Source organism: Micromonospora sp. NPDC049529 (assembly GCF_055586685.1).
In genome coordinates, this window is sequence record NZ_JBVJHT010000001.1 from 180,254 (window position 1) to 197,688 (window position 17,435).

General features: G+C 71.0%; 16 protein-coding genes. 7 read left to right on the top strand and 9 right to left on the bottom strand.

Going from position 1 to position 17,435, the window contains the following annotated elements:
* Positions 1-31: 31 nt before the first annotated feature.
* The 5 genes from sigM to ACZ6QQ_RS00880 all read left to right on the top strand — a co-directional run bounded on the left by sigM (position 32) and on the right by ACZ6QQ_RS00880 (position 4,722).
* The gene (gene sigM, locus ACZ6QQ_RS00860) at positions 32-796 is read left to right on the top strand and encodes an RNA polymerase sigma factor SigM (RefSeq protein ID WP_465873219.1); all 765 of its coding nucleotides are present in this window, start codon (positions 32-34) and stop codon (positions 794-796) included.
* A complete protein-coding gene (locus tag ACZ6QQ_RS00865; RefSeq protein WP_465873220.1) occupies positions 793-1,752 on the top strand; it encodes a hypothetical protein in 960 nt (319 codons plus the stop codon). Before sigM ends, ACZ6QQ_RS00865 begins: the two co-directional genes overlap by 4 nt.
* A 185-nt stretch (positions 1,753-1,937) precedes the next feature.
* The gene (gene trxB / locus ACZ6QQ_RS00870; protein ID WP_465873221.1) at positions 1,938-2,891 is read left to right on the top strand and encodes a thioredoxin-disulfide reductase; all 954 of its coding nucleotides are present in this window, start codon (positions 1,938-1,940) and stop codon (positions 2,889-2,891) included.
* Between the two features lie 37 nt (positions 2,892-2,928).
* On the top strand, positions 2,929-3,252 hold the full coding sequence (trxA, locus tag ACZ6QQ_RS00875) for a thioredoxin (protein WP_363596012.1): 324 nt from the start codon (positions 2,929-2,931) through the stop codon (positions 3,250-3,252).
* 306 nt (positions 3,253-3,558) lie between these two features.
* Positions 3,559-4,722 carry an N-acetylmuramoyl-L-alanine amidase gene (locus ACZ6QQ_RS00880; protein ID WP_465873223.1) on the top strand — a complete coding sequence of 388 codons (1,164 nt, stop codon included), beginning with the start codon at positions 3,559-3,561 and terminating at the stop codon, positions 4,720-4,722.
* Between the two features lie 23 nt (positions 4,723-4,745).
* Here the strand turns inward: ACZ6QQ_RS00880 and ACZ6QQ_RS00885 are convergent, their stop codons facing one another.
* Positions 4,746-5,411, bottom strand: coding sequence for a GNAT family N-acetyltransferase (locus tag ACZ6QQ_RS00885; RefSeq protein ID WP_465873224.1), 666 nt, complete (start codon positions 5,409-5,411; stop codon positions 4,746-4,748).
* A 323-nt stretch (positions 5,412-5,734) separates the two neighbouring features.
* Here ACZ6QQ_RS00885 and ACZ6QQ_RS00890 point away from each other — a divergent pair, with 323 nt between their 5' ends.
* Together ACZ6QQ_RS00890 and ACZ6QQ_RS00895 are read left to right on the top strand one after the other, a co-directional pair.
* Positions 5,735-7,054: an aminotransferase-like domain-containing protein gene (locus tag ACZ6QQ_RS00890; RefSeq protein WP_465873757.1), complete on the top strand. Its 1,320-nt coding sequence runs from the start codon at positions 5,735-5,737 to the stop codon at positions 7,052-7,054.
* Positions 7,055-7,062: 8 nt separating this feature from the next.
* Entirely contained in the window at positions 7,063-8,079 is a 1,017-nt protein-coding gene (locus ACZ6QQ_RS00895) for a D-alanine--D-alanine ligase family protein (RefSeq protein WP_465873226.1), read from the top strand.
* Between the two features lie 373 nt (positions 8,080-8,452).
* On the opposite strand, the gene ACZ6QQ_RS00900 is transcribed toward ACZ6QQ_RS00895, so the two are convergent.
* From ACZ6QQ_RS00900 to rnpA, 8 genes are all read right to left on the bottom strand, one after another.
* Positions 8,453-9,271 (bottom strand): hypothetical protein, encoded by an 819-nt coding sequence (locus ACZ6QQ_RS00900; protein WP_465873227.1) that lies wholly within the window; start codon positions 9,269-9,271, stop codon positions 8,453-8,455.
* Between the two features lie 1,385 nt (positions 9,272-10,656).
* The gene (locus ACZ6QQ_RS00905) at positions 10,657-11,700 is read right to left on the bottom strand and encodes a ParB/RepB/Spo0J family partition protein (RefSeq protein WP_465873228.1); all 1,044 of its coding nucleotides are present in this window, start codon (positions 11,698-11,700) and stop codon (positions 10,657-10,659) included.
* Positions 11,701-11,727: 27 nt separating this feature from the next.
* On the bottom strand, positions 11,728-12,846 hold the full coding sequence (locus ACZ6QQ_RS00910; RefSeq protein WP_465873758.1) for a ParA family protein: 1,119 nt from the start codon (positions 12,844-12,846) through the stop codon (positions 11,728-11,730).
* Between the two features lie 1,094 nt (positions 12,847-13,940).
* The gene (gene rsmG, locus ACZ6QQ_RS00915; protein ID WP_465873759.1) at positions 13,941-14,795 is read right to left on the bottom strand and encodes a 16S rRNA (guanine(527)-N(7))-methyltransferase RsmG; all 855 of its coding nucleotides are present in this window, start codon (positions 14,793-14,795) and stop codon (positions 13,941-13,943) included.
* A gap of 7 nt (positions 14,796-14,802) precedes the next feature.
* The gene (locus ACZ6QQ_RS00920) at positions 14,803-15,366 is read right to left on the bottom strand and encodes a Jag family protein (RefSeq protein ID WP_465873761.1); all 564 of its coding nucleotides are present in this window, start codon (positions 15,364-15,366) and stop codon (positions 14,803-14,805) included.
* A 285-nt stretch (positions 15,367-15,651) separates the two neighbouring features.
* Positions 15,652-16,704 (bottom strand): membrane protein insertase YidC, encoded by a 1,053-nt coding sequence (gene yidC, locus ACZ6QQ_RS00925; RefSeq protein WP_465873230.1) that lies wholly within the window; start codon positions 16,702-16,704, stop codon positions 15,652-15,654.
* Positions 16,701-16,994 (bottom strand): membrane protein insertion efficiency factor YidD, encoded by a 294-nt coding sequence (gene yidD, locus ACZ6QQ_RS00930; RefSeq protein WP_465873232.1) that lies wholly within the window; start codon positions 16,992-16,994, stop codon positions 16,701-16,703. Before yidD ends, yidC begins: the two co-directional genes overlap by 4 nt.
* Positions 16,991-17,407: a ribonuclease P protein component gene (gene rnpA, locus ACZ6QQ_RS00935; RefSeq protein ID WP_465873233.1), complete on the bottom strand. Its 417-nt coding sequence runs from the start codon at positions 17,405-17,407 to the stop codon at positions 16,991-16,993. The genes yidD and rnpA overlap by 4 nt, the downstream gene beginning before the upstream one ends.
* Positions 17,408-17,435: the final 28 nt, after the last annotated feature.

The window sequence follows — 17,435 nt, forward strand, 5'->3', positions numbered from 1 at the left end:
GCTGCACCCGTCCACCGGACCGGGCCGGATCATGACCAGCCCCCCGGTGCCGGACGAGACGAGCGGCGCCCCGGCCGACCCCGCCGGGGCCCCGGACCGGCTGGCCGGACTCAGCGACGCGGAACTGCTCCGCGCGCACGTCGACGGCGACCGGGACGCCTTCACCCAGCTCTTCCACCGCCACCGGGACCGACTCTGGGCGGTGGCCCTGCGCACCCTCGCCGACCGGGAGGACGCGGCCGACGCCCTCCAGGACGCGCTGCTCTCCGCCCACCGTGCCGCCGCCCGATTCCGGGGCGACGCCGCGGTCACCACCTGGCTGCACCGCATCGTGGTCAACGCGTGCCTGGACCGGATCCGGCGCCGTCAGGCGCACCCCACGGTTCCGCTGCCCGACGGTTCGCGGACCGACGAGACCGGCCGGTGGTCCGGCGTAGAACCCGCCGCCCCGGCACCCGACCACGACACCGCCCTGGTCGTGCAGCAGGCGCTGACCAGGCTCCCGGCCGAGCAACGCGCGGCGATCATCCTGGTCGACGTGCAGGGCTACCCGATCGCCGAGGTCGCGATCATGCTCGGGGTCGCCGAGGGCACGGTCAAGAGCCGCTGCGCCCGGGGCCGGGCCCGGCTCGCCCTGATCCTCGGCCACCTACGTCCCCGTGGACCGGCCGTACCGGCACCGAACAGGGCCGGCAAGGACGTGCCGTCGGTCACCCGGGGGAACCCGGTGCCCGGCGGCGGCGTCCGATCGGGGTCGAGTCAATCCGGGCGCGACGGCATGCAGGAGGAACAGTGACCGCGGGCCAGTCCAGCGAGGTCGACCTCGACCTGCTGGCCGACTATCTCGAGGGGGTCCTTGCGGACACCCCGGAAGAGGCTGCGGTCGCCCGCCTGATCGAGGTGGACCCCGAGTGGGCGGCGGCGTACGCGGCGCTGGGCCGGGCGTTCGACTCGGTCCGGCAGGACCTGGCCGGCTGGGCGGCGGACACCGAACCGATGCCGGCCGAGATCAGCGACCGGCTCACCGCCGTACTCGCCGACGCGGGGCCACTCGGCCAGCCCACCATCCCGACCCAGTTCACCGAACAAGCCCGGCTCACCGCCGTACCCGGAACGGACAAGCCGGTGCCCGGCGGCCGGGACCGCGCCACCAGGGCGGCCCGGCGACGCTGGTCGCGCCTGGCCGGGGCGGTGGCGGTCGCCGCCGCCGTGGTCACCTTCGCCGGCTTCGGACTCAGCCGCCTCGGTGTTCAGGACGCCGTCACCTCGGGTGGTAGCGCCGACCGGCCGGCCGCCACCTCCGACCTGGCCGCGCCGGCCGCGCTGCCCCCCGCCCGCCTGATCGCCAGCGGTACGGACTACCTGCCCACCACCCTGTCCGGGGCGCTGGCGAGCCGCCTGCCGGGCAGCACCGAGGAGCGCAGCGGCACCGACTCGGCGAGCCCGCCCAGCGCCGGTCCACCGGGCACCCTCAGCGCCCCGCTTGAGTCCGACCGGGGCCCACTCGCCGCCGGCCTGGCCCGGCTGGCCGACCGGAACGCACTCGCCGCCTGCCTCGAAGCGATCGCCCTCGCCCACAGCCGCCGCCCGGTCACGTTCGACCTGGTCGACTACGCCGCCTTCGAGGGAGTTCCCGCACTCGTGATCAGCCTCACCGACGGCACCGGTGGCCGCTGGTTCTGGGTCAGCGGCGCCGACTGCGGACTGGCCGCCTCGGGTGCGGACACCCGCTACCAGGCCCAGGTAGGGTGAATCGACTCCGCACGACTGTTTGGCCGGCGGCGTGACGTGACCCACCGGATGCCCGGTCGGGGAATTTCCCCTTCGTAGGATGACGTTCTGCTCAACAGTTGCCGGTCGTCGAATCGTCGGCCGGCCACTGGTCGGCATCGATGGACCACACCGGTTGGCGACACACAGACTCTCGGGAGACGGCAGTGGACGAGGTCCGCAACCTCATCATCATCGGTTCTGGGCCGGCCGGTTACACGGCCGCCGTGTACGCCGCCCGGGCCAACCTCAAACCGTTGATCATCGAGGGTGTGCAGTCGGGTGGCGCCCTGATGACCACCACCGAGGTGGAGAACTTCCCCGGCTTCCCGGACGGCATCCTCGGCCCCGAACTGATGGACTCGATGCGCAAGCAGGCCGAGCGGTTCGGCGCCGAGTTCCTCACCGACGACGTCAGCCGGGTCGAGCTGACCGACACCGGCGAACCGGGCTCCGCCGCCGTCAGCACCGTGTACGTCGGCGAGACCGCGTACCGGGCCAAGGCGGTCATCCTCACCACCGGCTCCGCCTGGCGGCCGCTCGGCGTCCCCGGCGAACAGGAATACCTCGGCCACGGTGTCTCGTCCTGTGCCACCTGTGACGGCTTCTTCTTCCGGGGCCAGGAGATCGTGGTGGTCGGCGGTGGCGACTCCGCGATGGAGGAGGCCAGCTTCCTCACCAAGTTCGCGTCCAAGGTGACGATCGTGCACCGGCGGGACAGCTTCCGGGCAAGCAAGATCATGGCCGAGCGGGCGCTGGGCAACGAGAAAATCCAGGTGGAGTGGAACAGCGTCGTCGAGGAGGTCCTCGGCGCGGACGGCAAGGTCACCGGGGTACGGCTGCGTAACGTACACACCGGCGAGGCCAAGGTGCTCGACGTCGCCGGCGTCTTCGTGGCGATCGGCCACGACCCGCGCAGCCAGCTCTTCCAGGGCCAGGTGGACATGGACGAGAACGGCTACGTACGGGTGAACGCGCCCGGCACCACGACCAACGTACCGGGCGTCTTCGCGGCCGGGGACCTGGTCGACCACACCTACCGCCAGGCGATCACCGCCGCCGGCACCGGCTGCGCCGCGGCGCTGGACGCCGAGCGCTTCCTGGCCACGTTGGAAGCCTGAGACAACCGAAAGCGCACGCCCGGAGGAGGGTCTTTTCATGGGAACAACCAAGGCGGTCACCGACAAGAATTTCGTCAGTGACGTGCTCCAGTCGGAGAAGCCGGTGCTGGTCGACTTCTGGGCCGAGTGGTGCGGACCGTGCCGAAAGGTCTCCCCGCTGCTGGAGGAGATCGCCCGCGAGATGGGCGACAAGGTCACCATCGTGAAGCTCAACATCGACGAGAACCCGGAGACCGCCATGGCCTACCGGGTGATGTCGGTGCCGACCCTCACCATCTTCAAGGGCGGCCAGCCGGTGCAGTCGGTGGCCGGTGCCCGTCCCAAGAGCGACCTGGTCAAGCTGATCGAGGCCGCGCTCTAGGCAACCTGATCACGGCGGGGTCACCCCCGAATCCGCTCGTCCGCGCCCGTCACCGGTCCACCGGTGACGGGCGCGTTTCCGTACCCGCAGGGGCGACCCCGGCGCCGACGGGCCCCGCCGGCACGGACACCCGTCGACGGGTCCGCATCCGGTCAAGTCAGGGCGGTGACCACCGCGTCACGGTACGCTCCGGAAGCGTTATCAGGAGCAGTCGGTGGCCGGCGAACAGGACACCGCCGGACGATCCGGCCCGACTGTCCCGCCGGCAGGCCGACCGAACACAGCACCCGCAGAGGGAGGTCGTTTGTGCGTCCGGTTCGACGTGGTGACCGTGGCCCTGCGGTCAGCGAGATCAGAGGCGTCCTGCTCGGCCTCGACCTGCTCACCGCCGACCCCTCCGCCGCTACCGACGAATTCGGGCCGGACATCGAACACGCCGTACGCGCCTTCCAGCAGAGCCGTGGGCTGAGCGTCGACGGCCAGGTCGGCGCCGAGACGTGGCGGGCCCTGGACGCCGCCCGTTGGCGACTCGGCGCCCGCACCCTGTACCACGCGATTCCCGAACCGCTCACCGGCGAGGACGTACGCACACTCCAGGAACGGCTGCTCGAAATGGGCTACGACGTCGGCCGGGCGGACAGCATCTACGGCAGCCAGACCGCCCGTGCCGTCGCCCAGTTCCAGCGTGAGGTCGGGCTCTCCCCGGACGGCACCTGCGGGCCACACACCATGCACGCGCTCCGCCGGCTGGGTCGCAAGGTGGTCGGCGGACGGCCGCAGCTGCTGCGCGAGTCCGACGCGATCCAGCAGTCCGGCCCCAACCTGATGGGCAAGGTCATCGTCATCGACCCCGGTCACGGCGGCTCCGATCCGGGCTTCGAGGTGCCCGCCGGTGGGATGCGCTGGACCGAGGCGGAACTCGCCTACGACCTGGCCAACCGGCTGCGCGGACGGCTCGTCGCCGCCGGTATGCGGGTGCACCTCACCCGCGGCCCGGCGCCGGCCGCCGCCCTGCCCGACCTGGCCCGCGCGGAACTCGCCAACGAACTCGGCAGCGACCTGTTCATCTCGCTGCACGTCGACGGCCACGCCAACCCGGAGGCGGACGGGGTCGCCACCTACCACTACGGCACCGACAACGGGGTCACCTCGACCGTCGGGGAGCGGCTGGCCGGCCTGGTCCAGCGGGAGATCGTGGCCCGGACCGGCATGCGCGACTGCCAGGTGCACGCGAAGACCTGGGAACTGCTCCGGCTCACCCGGATGCCGGCCGTACGGGTCGAGGTCGGTTACCTCACCTCACCCACCGACCTGGCCCGACTGACCAACCCCGGGTTCCGGGACCGCGTGGTCGAGGCGATCGTCGCCGCCGTACAGCGGATGTACTTCCCGGTGGAGCGGGACGTGCCGACCGGCTCGATCGACGTCAGCGAACTGCGCGCGGCGGTGGCCGCCGGCGTGGTCAAGTAGGCGCGACGCTGCCGCCGGTGCCCTCAGCCCGCTGTGGTGGTGGTACGCGTCGCCGGGCGGACCGGCCGGAGCAGGCTCTCCGGGCTCATCGAGCCGAGCAGCTTCTCCAGCGCGTACTCGACGTCGGACTTCCAGGAGAGCGCGGTCCGCAACTCCAGCCGCAGCCGGGGGTAGCGGGGGTGCTGACGTACCGTCTTGAAGCCCACGGAGAGGAAGTAGTCCGCCGGGGCGACGCAGCTCCCGGCCTCGTCACCGGCCTCGCCGAACTTCGCGTCCCCGAACGCCTCGATCGCCTTGATGCCGCGCTTGGTGAGGTCACGGGCGACGCCCTGGACGAGCATCCGGCCCAGGCCGCCACCGGCGAACGCGGCCACCACGTGCGCGGTGGTCAGCAACGCGGCGTCAGCCGACACCGGCGAGGTGGGGAACGCCATCGACCGGGGCACGTACGCCGGGGGCGCGTACATGGCGAAGCCGGCCGGCATCCCGTCCACGTAGACGAGCTTGCCGCAGGAACCCCACTCCAGCAGGGTCTGCGAGACCCAGGCTTCCTTCTCCAGGCCCGGATCACCCGCCGCACAGGCCCGGTCGGCGGCCACCGGGTCGAGCTCCCAGTAGACGCACTGCCGGCACGGGCGCGGCAGATCTTCGAGCGTATCGAGGGTCAGACTGACCAGACGTCGCGACATCGCCGTATCCCCAAAAATCCGGTCGGAGGCCCAAAGACCGCGAAATATCGCCACAGCCGCGCCTTGCCCCCAACGAGCGATCGTACGCCGTAACTTCGCGGCACGGGAGAGGTCGGGCTGACCAGTACGACCCGGGTCGCGGGTCGGGCCGTCGCACGCTGTCCGGGATGTGGACCACGGGTCGGCTGTACGGCCGTAACGATCGACCGCGGATTACGATCGAATTAACGGTGCCGTGTAGCTAGGGTTGCCCGGCACCCTGCGATCAGGTGTGTCATGACCGAGGGACGGATGTCATGACCGAGCGCAGCGAGGGAGAGGCCATGACCGGCACGACGCTCGACGACTATACCGACCGCTACGCCCGCCGGGTCCGGGGCATGACGGCATCGGAAATCCGAGCGCTCTTCGCCGTGGCCAGTCGACCCGAGGTGGTGTCACTCGCCGGTGGCGCCCCCTACATCGCCGCCCTGCCGCTCGACGCCGTCGGCGAGATGCTCGGCCGGCTCGGTGCCGAACACGGCACCACCACCCTCCAGTACGGCATCGGCCAGGGCATGCTCGACCTGCGGGAACGCATCTGCGAGGTGATGGCGCTCTCCGGCATCGACGTCGGCTGCGGCGCCTCCCCGGAGGACGTCGTCGTCACCGTCGGCGGCCAGCAGGCCCTCGACCTGATCGCCCGGCTCTTCCTCGACCCCGGCGACGTGGTGCTCGCCGAGGGCCCCACCTACGTCGGCGCGCTCGGTGTCTTCCAGGCCGCCCAGGCCCAGGTCGTGCACGTACCGATGGACGGCGACGGGCTCATCCCGGAGGCGCTGGAGCTGGCCATCGCCGAGGTGGCCCGGAGCGGCCGGCGGGCGAAGTTCCTCTACACCATCCCGACGTTCCAGAACCCGACCGGCGTGACCCTGACCGACGAGCGGCGGGAGCGGGTGCTCGACATCTGCGAACGCGCCGGACTGCTGGTCGTCGAGGACGACCCGTACGGCCAGCTCAGCTTCGACGGGGACGCACCCGCGCCGCTGCGGGCCCGCCGCCGCGACGGTGTCTTCTACCTGAGCACCTTCTCCAAGACCTTCGCGCCGGGCCTGCGGGTGGGCTGGATCCTCGCCCCGCACGCCGTACGCGACAAGCTGGTGATCGCCACGGAGGCGCAGATCCTCTGCCCGAGCGCGTTCGCCCAGTCCGCGGTCACCAGCTACCTGACCACCATGCCGTGGCGGGAACAGCTCAAGACGTACCGCGAGGTCTACCGGGAACGCCGGGACGCGCTGCTCGACGCGCTCGGCGACCTGATGCCGGCCGGCACCACGTGGACCGAGCCGGGCGGCGGGCTCTTCGTCTGGGCGACGCTCCCCGACGGCCTGGACTCCAAGGCGATGATGCCGCGCGCCATCGCCGCCCGGGTCGCGTACGTGCCGGGTACCGGTTTCTACGCGGACGGGACCGGCACCGGTCACATGCGGCTCAACTTCTCCTTCCCGCCGCCGGACCGGATCCGCGAGGGTGTCCGGCGGCTGGCCAGCGTGATGGAACAGGAGATGGCGATGCGCCAGGTGTTCGGCACGGTCAGCCGTCCGGTGGCGGGTCGCCGTCGCGGGCAGGCCGGCGCCGACGCCCCGGGTCCCGACTTGGCATGATCTCCGGCATGAGTACGCCGCCTGCCGATTCCGGTCCGCCCACGAACGAGCCGCTGTACCCCACCGCGCACGCCGTCACCGACCTGCGCGTACTGGTGCTGGCCGGCGGTCTGTCCTACGAACGCGACGTGTCGTTGCGCTCGGGCCGGCGGGTGCTGGACGCACTGCGTACCGTCGGGGTCGAGGTCGAACTCCGCGACGCCGACGTGGCGCTGCTGCCCGCGTTACAGGTCGACCCGCCGGACGCGGTGGTGATCGCGCTGCACGGGGCGACCGGCGAGGACGGCTCCCTGCGCGGTGTGCTCGACCTCTGCGACGTCCCGTACGTCGGCTGCGACGCCCGCTCCTCCCGGCTCGCCTGGGACAAGCCGTCGGCGAAGGCGGTACTGCGCGAGGCGGGCATCCCGACCCCGGACTGGGTGGCGTTGCCGCACGACCGTTTCTCCGAACTCGGTGCGGTCGCGGTGCTGGACCGGATCGCCGACCGGCTGGGGCTGCCGCTGATGGTCAAGCCGGCGCAGGGCGGTTCGGGCCTGGGGGCCGCCGTGGTCCGGGACGCCGGCGCGCTGCCGGCCGCGATGGTCGGTTGTTTCGCGTACGACTCGACGGCGCTGGTCGAACGCTACGTGCCCGGCATGGACGTGGCGGTCTCGATCGTCGACCTGGGCGACGGGCCCCGTGCCCTGCCGGCGGTCGAGATCGTGCCCCGCAACGGCGTGTACGACTACGCGGCCCGCTACACGGCCGGTCTGACCACCTGGCACGCGCCGGCCCGACTGACACCCGTGGTCGCCGCCGAGGTCGCCGACGCCGCTCTCGCCGCCCACACGGCACTCGGTCTGCGTGACCTGTCCCGGGTGGATCTGATCGTCGACGAGGCCGGACGGCCGCACGTCCTGGAAGTCAACGTCTCACCGGGGATGACCGAAACCTCGCTGCTTCCGCTCGCGGTGCAGGCCGCCGGTCTCGACTTCGGCAAGCTGCTCGGCTCGCTCGTCGCCCGCGCGGTGGCCCGGCGACGCTAGAGCGTCCGGTTCCGTCCCGGCGTCGACCAGCGGTGCCCGGTAGCCACCCGGCCCGTCCAGGCCGGTCCCGACCCGTTCGCCGCGTCCGGCGGTCGCTGCCGGTCCCGTCCCGGCCGATCCTGTCCTGCCCCGGACCGATCTGCTCCGCACGGGAACACTCTGACGTTCGTGCGTCCCGGTCAGCTTCGTTCCGGTCAGTGCGTCCCGGCCAGCTTCGTTCCGGTCAGTTCGTTCGTTCCGGTCAGCCGGGTACGGGACCGTGTCCCGTACTGTCCGGTACTGCTCCGAGGGGCCCCGCCCCGTTGCATCGGGGAGCGGGCGGCACCGGCTGCCCGATGCCCCGCCCGTTCCCCATCGCCCTGTCCGCCACGGATCAACCGGTCGGACGATCAGCCGACTGCTCGGTCGGGTCGCTCTGCTCCGGCGGCGCCTCGGCGTACGCGACCAGGGACTCGTCCGTCACCGATCGGCTCGCCGGAGCGTTGTCCGAGATAGCTCCGTCCGGAGCGGTGCCGGTCGGGGCACCGGCCGCGTCACTTGAGCTTGCCGGCTCCAGTTCGAGGTCTTCCAGCCCCAGTCCGGCTGCCGCCTGCTGGGTCAGATTCGACGGCGCCTGCCACTGGATACGCGGCGGCTCCGCCAACGGCCGCCCGCCGAACTCGGCCAGCCAGGCCGCGACGTGTGCGAGATTGTTCCGCCAGGTCGCCTCCGGAATCGCCGGCAGGATGGCATCCCACAGCGACAGGAAGGTGCCCCGCAACTGCAGCCGTCCGTACGGCCGCGCCAGGAACCACATGTGCAGGTGAGCCGAGCCGTCACCCCACCGGTTGACGTGCACCCGGGCGACGCCGTCGAGGGATCGGATGGCTCGCTCCAGCCGTACGGTCATCACACCGAGCTCGGCCGCGAGCAGATTAGGTAGGTCACCCAGGTCGAGGTGCGACCGGGATTCGAGGATGAGCACCATCGGCAGTCCGGTCGGACGGTCCATGGCGCGTACCCGCCAACGCTCACTGACCCAGATGTAGGCGTCATCCGGTGCGTTGCAGGAGAGGCATTCGGCCGAACCTTCGCCCTTGCGAGCCGGCTCGACGTCGACCGGGTCGTCGAGATGCTTGACGCTGAGATCGCCTTCGAAGGGAAACGAAGGCCACTTGGCGAAGTCTGGAACAGAAAGAGGGGTGTGGGGCACGACGCTGACCCTAACCGAGTTGCAGACGACTGTCCCTCCCCATCTTGGCCCGCGCCGGTACGCGTACCCGGCTGATCACGGGCTCGCTCCGGTGCCACCCGGCTCCCCATGAACACCTCGACGGTACGCCCGCCCGAGATGGGCACGAGCCCGGCGGAAGACGCTGATCAGGACCGGCTCACCCCCGGAACCAAGCGCCCGCAGACCCGGTTTTCGGTCCGTCATCCACAGGCCCGCACCCCGGTTTACGCGCGGTTTCACGTGAAACGGGGGCAGGCTGTGGACAAACCCTGTGGATTACTTCGCGGACCCTGTCGATCGGTACCCGCAGGCGCCCCGAACCTCGGTTCCGGCCGCTCTTCGCGGCCGCGTTCGTGCCCTCTGCCGCCCCTCGGAGCCGCAGACCCGCCGCGCCTCTCGCCACCGCCCACAGAACTCCCCACCGCCACGGTTCGCCCGCCGGTTGCTCCTCTGCCGCCAGCTGGTGTCGTCCTGTCCCGCCCCGTCCCGCCCCGATCTGCGGTCCTGTCCTCCGGGCGATGAAGCGGGACGGGACGGAACATGTGTCTGTTCTAGATCCTGCTCAGGATCCGGCGACTGCCTCCCGACACGGCACTGCCCGACGTAGTCGTCGGCGGCACCAACGGCTGCCGGCGCTCGCCTCAGACGACTGGCGTGCGGAGTGCGGCCAACGATCGGCACCGGGGACGAGGCCTCGTCGTCGGCGATCCGCCTGCGGTGTGGTCGACCATCTCGCCGGTCGCGGCTGCCCCGCACATTCCGCCGCCGTTGACACCACCGACGACACCCGGGCGTGTTCCAGCAAACCGGGCCGGATGGGCCCGAGCCCGTCTCGGTTCTCCCGAGCCGGCCGTCGTGAAGCACGCGAAAGCCGGAGTAGAGGCAGGCTCGACATCACGCGAGGGCGAATGCACCGGTACGCGGCCCCGCTCGCGGCCAGGTTGCGCTCCGGTGGCGTGGCCGGGGGGAGGGGCCGGCCGACGATCGCGCTCCGCTCGGACCCGGCGTCACCGACCCGGTGTGACTCACCACCTCGACCTGGCCGCCGACACCGCCCGTGGAACAGACGAATTTCACCGCACTGTTTCACGTGAAACAGGCCGACGATCTCAGGCCGCTCTGCCGGGACCGCACATCATCGAGTCCGGCCGCGCAGTCGGTCGCGACGGTGCTCGGCCGGACCGGTGCTCGGAGTCCGCAACAGCCGACCGCTGGCGAGACGCGCGGGGGGTCTGTGTGCCTGCTGATCGGAAGACGTACCGAGAGCGGGTGCGTACCGGGGGCGGGAGCGTACCCGGAAAACAGCGATGGCCGCGGCCCGTCGGGACGGGCGGGCGCGGCCATCGGCTCAGCTTGCGCAACGGTCAGCCGGGAGCGTCCTGCTCCTCCATGCCGATGATGCCCACGATGCGTTCCAGATCGTCGACCGAGGCGAACTCAATCGTGATCTTGCCCTTGCTCCGCCCGATGTCCACCTTGACCCGGGTGTCGAAGCGATCGGACAGGCGGTCGGCGAGATCCGTCAGTGCCGGTGCGTGCGGCTTGGCCCGCCGGGTCGCGGGCGTGCTCTTGGTCGCCGCTCCCTCGGAGATCGCCAGTTGCACGAGCTCCTCGGTCGTACGCACCGAGAGCCCCTCGGCGACCACCCGGAGCGCGAGCGCCTCCTGCGCCTCGGCCTCGTCCAGTCCCAGCAGAGCACGGGCGTGACCGGCGGAGATGATGCCTGCGGCGACTCGCCGCTGCACCTGCGCCGGGAGGTTCAGCAGCCGGATCGTGTTGGAGATCTGCGGCCGGCTACGGCCGATCCGTCGGGCGAGTTCCTCGTGCGTCGCCCCGAACTCCTCCAGCAACTGCTGGTACGCGGCCGCCTCTTCCAGCGGGTTCAGGTTCGCCCGGTGGATGTTCTCCAGCAGTGCGTCCCGCAGCATCGCATCGTCGCGGGTGTCTCGGACGATCGCCGGGATGACCTCCCGGCCAACCGCCTGCGCCGCCCGCCACCGCCGCTCGCCCATGACGAGCTCGTACTGCTCGCCGTCGAGGCGGCGTACGACGATTGGCTGGAGGAAGCCGACCTCCTGGATCGAGATCTTGAGCTCCTCCAGCGCTTCCTCGTCGAAGACCTGCCGAGGCTGCTTCGGGTTCGGCACGATCGACCCGACGGGGATCTCCGCGAAGTGTGCCCCCGGCACCGGCGCCAACTCGGGCCCGGACTCGACAACCGGCTCCGGCTCGTACGGTTCGGAGGCGGTGGCGGTGGAAAAGGCGCTGTCGTCGGCGATCGGCTCGGTGGCCTCGATCCGGCTCGGGACGTCCTCGGCCGTCGCCACTCCCGACGACGCCGGTACCGGGGCAGTGGGGATCAGTGCCCCAAGACCCCGGCCAAGCCCGCCCCGCGGACGGTTCTTCATGCCACGCCTCCCACCGAATCAACCGACCTAGGCATTCCGGCCGGCGGGGTCCTTGACCCCCCGCTCCGCAATCTCCTGGGCCGCCTCGAAATAACTCGTCGCACCCCGCGAACCGGGATCGTAGGTCATCACCGACTGACCGTAACTAGGAGCCTCCGAAACCCGCACGTTACGCGGGATCACCGCCTGGAGGACCTTGTCGCCGAAGTGGTTGCGGACGTCCTGCTCCACGGCGTCGGCGAGTCGGGTCCGCCGGTCGTACATCGTGAGCAGGATGGTCGAGACGTCGAGGGTGGGGTTCAGGTGCTGCTTCACCAGGTTGATGTTGTTGATCAGCTGGTTGAGCCCTTCCAGCGCGTAGTACTCGCACTGGATCGGAATCAGCACCTCCTGGGCGGCAACCAGGGCGTTGACCGTCAGCAGACCGAGCGACGGCGGGCAGTCGATGAACACGTAGTCGAACTGACCGGGGTAGGCGTTGATGGCTCGCCCCAGACGGGACTCGCGGGCCACCACGGAGACCAGTTCGATCTCGGCGCCGGCAAGGTCGATGGTCGCCGGTACGCACCAGAGGTTCGGAATCCCCTCGACCGCCTGAGCCACCTCCGCCAGGGGCACGTTCTCGATCAGGCAGTCGTAGACATCGGGGATGCCGGCGTGGTGCGGAACGTTGAGGCCGGTCGAGGCATTGCCCTGGGGGTCGAGATCCACCACCAGTACCCGGTTACCGTGCAGCGCCAGCGCGACCGCCAGGTTGACCGTGGTCGTGGTCTTGCCGACACCGCCCTTCTGGTTCGCGACACACATGATCCGGGTCCGGGTGGGGCGGGGCATGCTCACCTCGCCACTCGGGTTCAGGATTTGCACGGCGCGCATAGCCTCCATAGCCAACGGGGGATCATCCTCTTCCCGAGACGAAGTTTCACGTGAAACGTACGCGTCCCTTCCCGGATCTTCCGGGAAGGGTCCGGTGCCGGGCGGGGGCGTGTCCGACGGGGCGACCGGCGGCGGCTCCGGCGCAACGGGCACGCCGACGTCGGGCTGCACCACGGGACCACCCACTCCCGGCGACTGGTACGACGAACCGGCCGAGACCGGTACGGGTTGTTCCGGTAAAACGGGCACCTGCCGTGCTGTCCCACCCACCTCGACCGCCGGCCCGTCGGCCCGGTGCCGCTCCGCCACCAGCCGCCCCTGTGTCGACGTGTCCGCTGCCGCCGTTCCGGTCGCGAAGCGAGCGGTCACCCGATCGACTTCTGGTGAGACGGGGCCGTATTCCTCGGCCGGGCTCGCCGTCGAGTCGGTCCCGTGGGGTAACCGGGCTCGACTTCCGGCCGACCAGCCCTCGTACTCGGTTTCACGTGAAACATCGCGGCCATCGGGGTGATAGAGCCGGGCTTCGGTTATCGCTTGATCGTCGTACCTACCGTTGTCATGCACCGTGTCATCCCTGCCAGCTTCGGATGGGTCGGCACCGCCAGCGCCCAATAACTTCGCGCTTCCGGGTTGTAGCCTACGGCCCGGTAAGAAACGGCAGGGGCCCACAGGTCCGCCGGCCGCCGCCCGGTCCACACTATCGACGCGCGGCCAGCCTACGGCCGATGGGCCAACGAGACCATGGCTGACAACAAGGTCCACCCGCCGAGGCCGCCAGAAACAACCCTCCGAACGAGGCAACCACACTAGGAACGAGCCAACCCGGCAGAAGTGCCGGCCTGGCCGCCCGCCTCGGTCGCGCCCGACAGCTCCTGCCCGCCCGGTTCGGCGTCGTCGCGACCCCACTGCCGCGCATCGCGCTCTATCGGAACCCGGCTTCCGGGTCGCGGAGGTCCGAACGATCCCTCGTCCGGACAACGGCCGCACCCGGGCCGCTACCCGCCTCGCCGAGCCGCTCGGCCAGCCACACGCTAACGGCGCTCGCCGTCACCCGACGGGCTGCCTCCCGACCGGACCCAGCCGGCCGCCATCCGACCGGACCCAGCCGGCCGCCATCCGAGCGGAGCCAGCCGGCCGCCATCCAAGCGGACCCAGCCGGCCGCCATCCGAGCGGAGCCAACAGGCCGCCGCCTCGATGCCGACACCTCCGGCACCGAACCGATCTCCGTACCCGTGGCACCCGGCCGGTCGCTCGTCCACGGAGACCACCGACGGCACCCGCTTCCGGCACGGGTGCCAATCCGGCCCGGCTCCGGTTCATGACGAACCAGAGCCGGGCCGGACGGAGTGCGAGAATACGCGGGTCAGCGGCCTCGGGCCCGACCGCCACCGCGCCGGCCCGACTCGGCTCGGGCCGCCGCGCGACGCTCGGCCAGGGCGGCACGCGCCGCCGGGCCGACCAGGCGCTCGCGCACGATCTCCACCACGGTGGTCGGCGGGTCGATCAGCCCGACCCCGCAGTGCTTCACCTCGGGAGCCGCACCACCGAGCCGCGCGACGGCCTTGCCGTACTCCGTGACCTCCTCGGCAGCCGAGGAGCCCTTCAGTGCGAGCACCCGTCCCTTGAGCGCGGTGAGCGGCAGGCACCAACCCGCCAGCCGATCGAGCGGAGCCACGGCACGAGCGGTGACGATGTCGGCCGGCACACCGTCGGGCCCGCCGCCGGCCAACTCCTCCGCCCGCGCTCGGAGCACCGTCACGGACGAATCCAGGCCGAGAGCGGTCACCGCCTCGGTCAGGAACGCGGTCCGTCGGGCCAACGGCTCGACGAGTACGACCGACAGGTCCGGACGTGCGATGGCGAGCACGATGCCGGGCAGGCCGGCCCCGGAACCGACGTCCAGCACCGAGCAGCCGGTGGGGATGAGTTCGGCGACGGCCGCGCAGTTGAGCAGGTGCCGCGCCCAGATCCGGGGTGCCTCGCGTGGCCCGATCAGGCCCCGGAGCACCCCGTCGGTGGCGAGCAGTTCCGCGTACGCGGTGGCGAGGTCGAGCCGGTCGCCGAAGAGTGTACGAGCGGCGTCGACCAGTTCGTCCGGGAGTGACACGTCGGGGGCGACGGAAGGGTCCACCCCGTCCGGGGCGGCGGCATGCAACGGCCCGGGCGGTGTGTCACCCCCCGGGCCGGCGGCGGCGTGAGCCGCAGAGTCGTACGACATCACCCGGTCAGGCAACCGGGCGGACGATGATGCGACGGTTGGGCTCGACGCCCTCCGACTCGCTCTCGACACCGTTGATCGCGTTGACCACGTCGTGTACGCACTTGCGCTCGAACGCGGACATCGGCTCCAGGCGTACCGGCTCGCCGTGCTCCTTGACCTTCTCCACCGCGTTCTTCGCCACCGCGGCAAGCTCCTTGCGCCGGTTGGCGCGGTAGCCGCCGACGTCGAGCAGCAAACGGCTCGGCGTACCGGTCTGCCGGAAGACGGCGAGCCGGGTCAGCTCCTGGAGCGCCTCCAGCGTGGCCCCGCGCTGGCCCACCAGCGGTTGCAGTCGGCCGCCCACCACCTCGACGACCGGACGGCCGGCCGACACCAGCTCGTCGATGTCACCGTCGTAGTCGAGGATGTCCAGCAGCCCTTCGACGTAGTCCGCGGCGATCTCGCTCTGCCGGAACAGGTCGGCGTCCGTGGTCGCGGCCTTGGTCGCCGTCTCCGCGCGCACCTCGGTGGCGCCCTCGGCGGCCTCGTCGTCGGTGTCGTCGAGGTCGTCGTCGGACTCGACCGTGATCGGATCCGTCTCCTCGTCGAGGGTCTGCTGATCGGCGCGCGGAATGCTGGTGTCGGTCACGGTCTCATCTCCGTACTCGCTCGGCCGGACCTGTACGGTCCGCTGATTCCCGGGCCCGGCGGGAGGTCGCCGAGTGCCACGGGCACGTCTTCTCGGGCGGTTCGCCCGCTACCGCGACGGCGCGCGGTGGAATCCGGTTCCGGCGCCGGGCGCGCTGGCGGCTGCCTGGAACTCCGGATTCCTGCGGGCTGCCGGCGGGATGGGTACCGCCGGCAGCCCGGTAGCTCAGCCCTGGCGCTTGGCCGGGCGCCCCTTCTTCGGGTTGACCGGCTTGGCGCCCGGCTTCGGTGCCAGCGCCTTGGTGTCGATGGCGGGCTTGGGGGCCGGCTGGGCGGCACCGTTGGCCTTGGTACGGCCGAAGAGACCGCTCGGCTTGGCCGCGGGTGTCGCCTTGCCGCCGGTGCCCGGCCGGTTGCCCGTGCCCTGGCGGTTACCGGTGCCGCTGGTCCGCGAACCGGAGCCGGGCAGGCCGGGCAGGCTTGCGGTGGGCGGCGGCGGGTACTTGCGGAGCACCCACTGCTGCTGGCCGAGGGTGAAGAGGTTGTTGGTGACCCAGTAGATGATCACGCCGATCGGGAAGATCGCGCCGGAGATGAGCAGCGAGGCCGGGATGCCGTAGAGCATCAACCGCTGGATCATGCGCTGCTGCGGGTCCTGCGCCCAGCCGGTCTTGAGGATCATCTGACGGCTGGTCAGGTAGGTGGTCGCGATCATGATGAGGACCAGGATGCCCGCCATGATCTTCACCGTGGTCGGGTTGGCGCCCAGGGCGCTCATCTCGGCCGCGGTCGAGCCGAATCGGCCGGAGATCGGGGCGGTGAAGAGTTTCGCGTTGGACGCGCTGGTGAACTGGTCCAGACTCCAGCCGTAGATCGTCGGCTGCGGGTTGTCCGGGTTGAGCCGCCGGAGCACGTGGAAGAGGCCGAGGAAGACCGGGATCTGCAGGAACATCGGAAGGCAACCCATCAGCGGGTTGGCCTTCTCCTTCCGGTACAGCTCCATCGTTTCCTTCTGGAGCGTCTCCCGGTCACCCTTGTGCTTTTCCTGCAACGCCTTGATCTGGGGGGCGAGGGCTTGCATCGCCCGCTGGGACTTGATCTGCTTGACGAAGACCGGGAAGAGGATCACCCGGACGGTGATCACCAGGAAGATGATCGAGAGGATCCAGGCCCAGTTCGTACCGAGGGCCGCTGCCGCCGGGACCCCGATCGCGTCCCACGCGGAGTGCCAGATCAGCAGGATCCACGAGATCGCCCAGTAGATCCAGTCGAGACTCAATTCGGGGCTCCAGTCACATCGGCATGTCGGCGGCCGCCCGGCTCCGGTACCGGGTCATATCCACCTGGGTGGAAAGGGTGGCAGCGCGACAGCCGCCAGACCGCGAGGCCGGTTCCCCGGAGGGCACCGTGCCGCATCACCGCCTCCAGGGCGTATGCGCTGCACGACGGGTAGAACCGACAGCGGGCCGGCAGCGCCGGGCTTATCCAACGACGGTACGCGACGATGGCTCCTGCCAGCACACGGGCACCGAGTGTGGTGGGCCGGGACCTCCCGGTAGTGCCACTCATTCGGCTCGCCGCCCCGAGCGCCGGGGCCGTCGGGCCGCGGCGATGGCCGCGTCCAGGTCGGCTCCGAGCCGGTCGTACGTCAGCTCGCCGGCACCGGGCAGCGCCCGTACGACGAGGGTTGTCCCCTCCGGCAGCGTGGCCAGCCGTTCCCGGACCAGATGCCGCAACCGGCGACGGACGACGTTGCGGACCACCGCGCCGCCAACCGCCTTGGAGACGACAAAGCCGGCGCGTGCCGGCGTGGAGTCGTGCTCCGCGCCGGCCGGACGCACCGGCTCTGGCGTTGCTGTTTCGGGCCCGACGGACGGGAGGTCGAGGTGGACCACGACGGCGCCCCGACCGGCACGCCGTCCGCCACGGATCGCAACGGCGAACTCGCCGCTACGCCGCAGTCGGTGCGCGGCCGCCAGCACGACGTCTACATCCCCGGGGCCGGGCCGA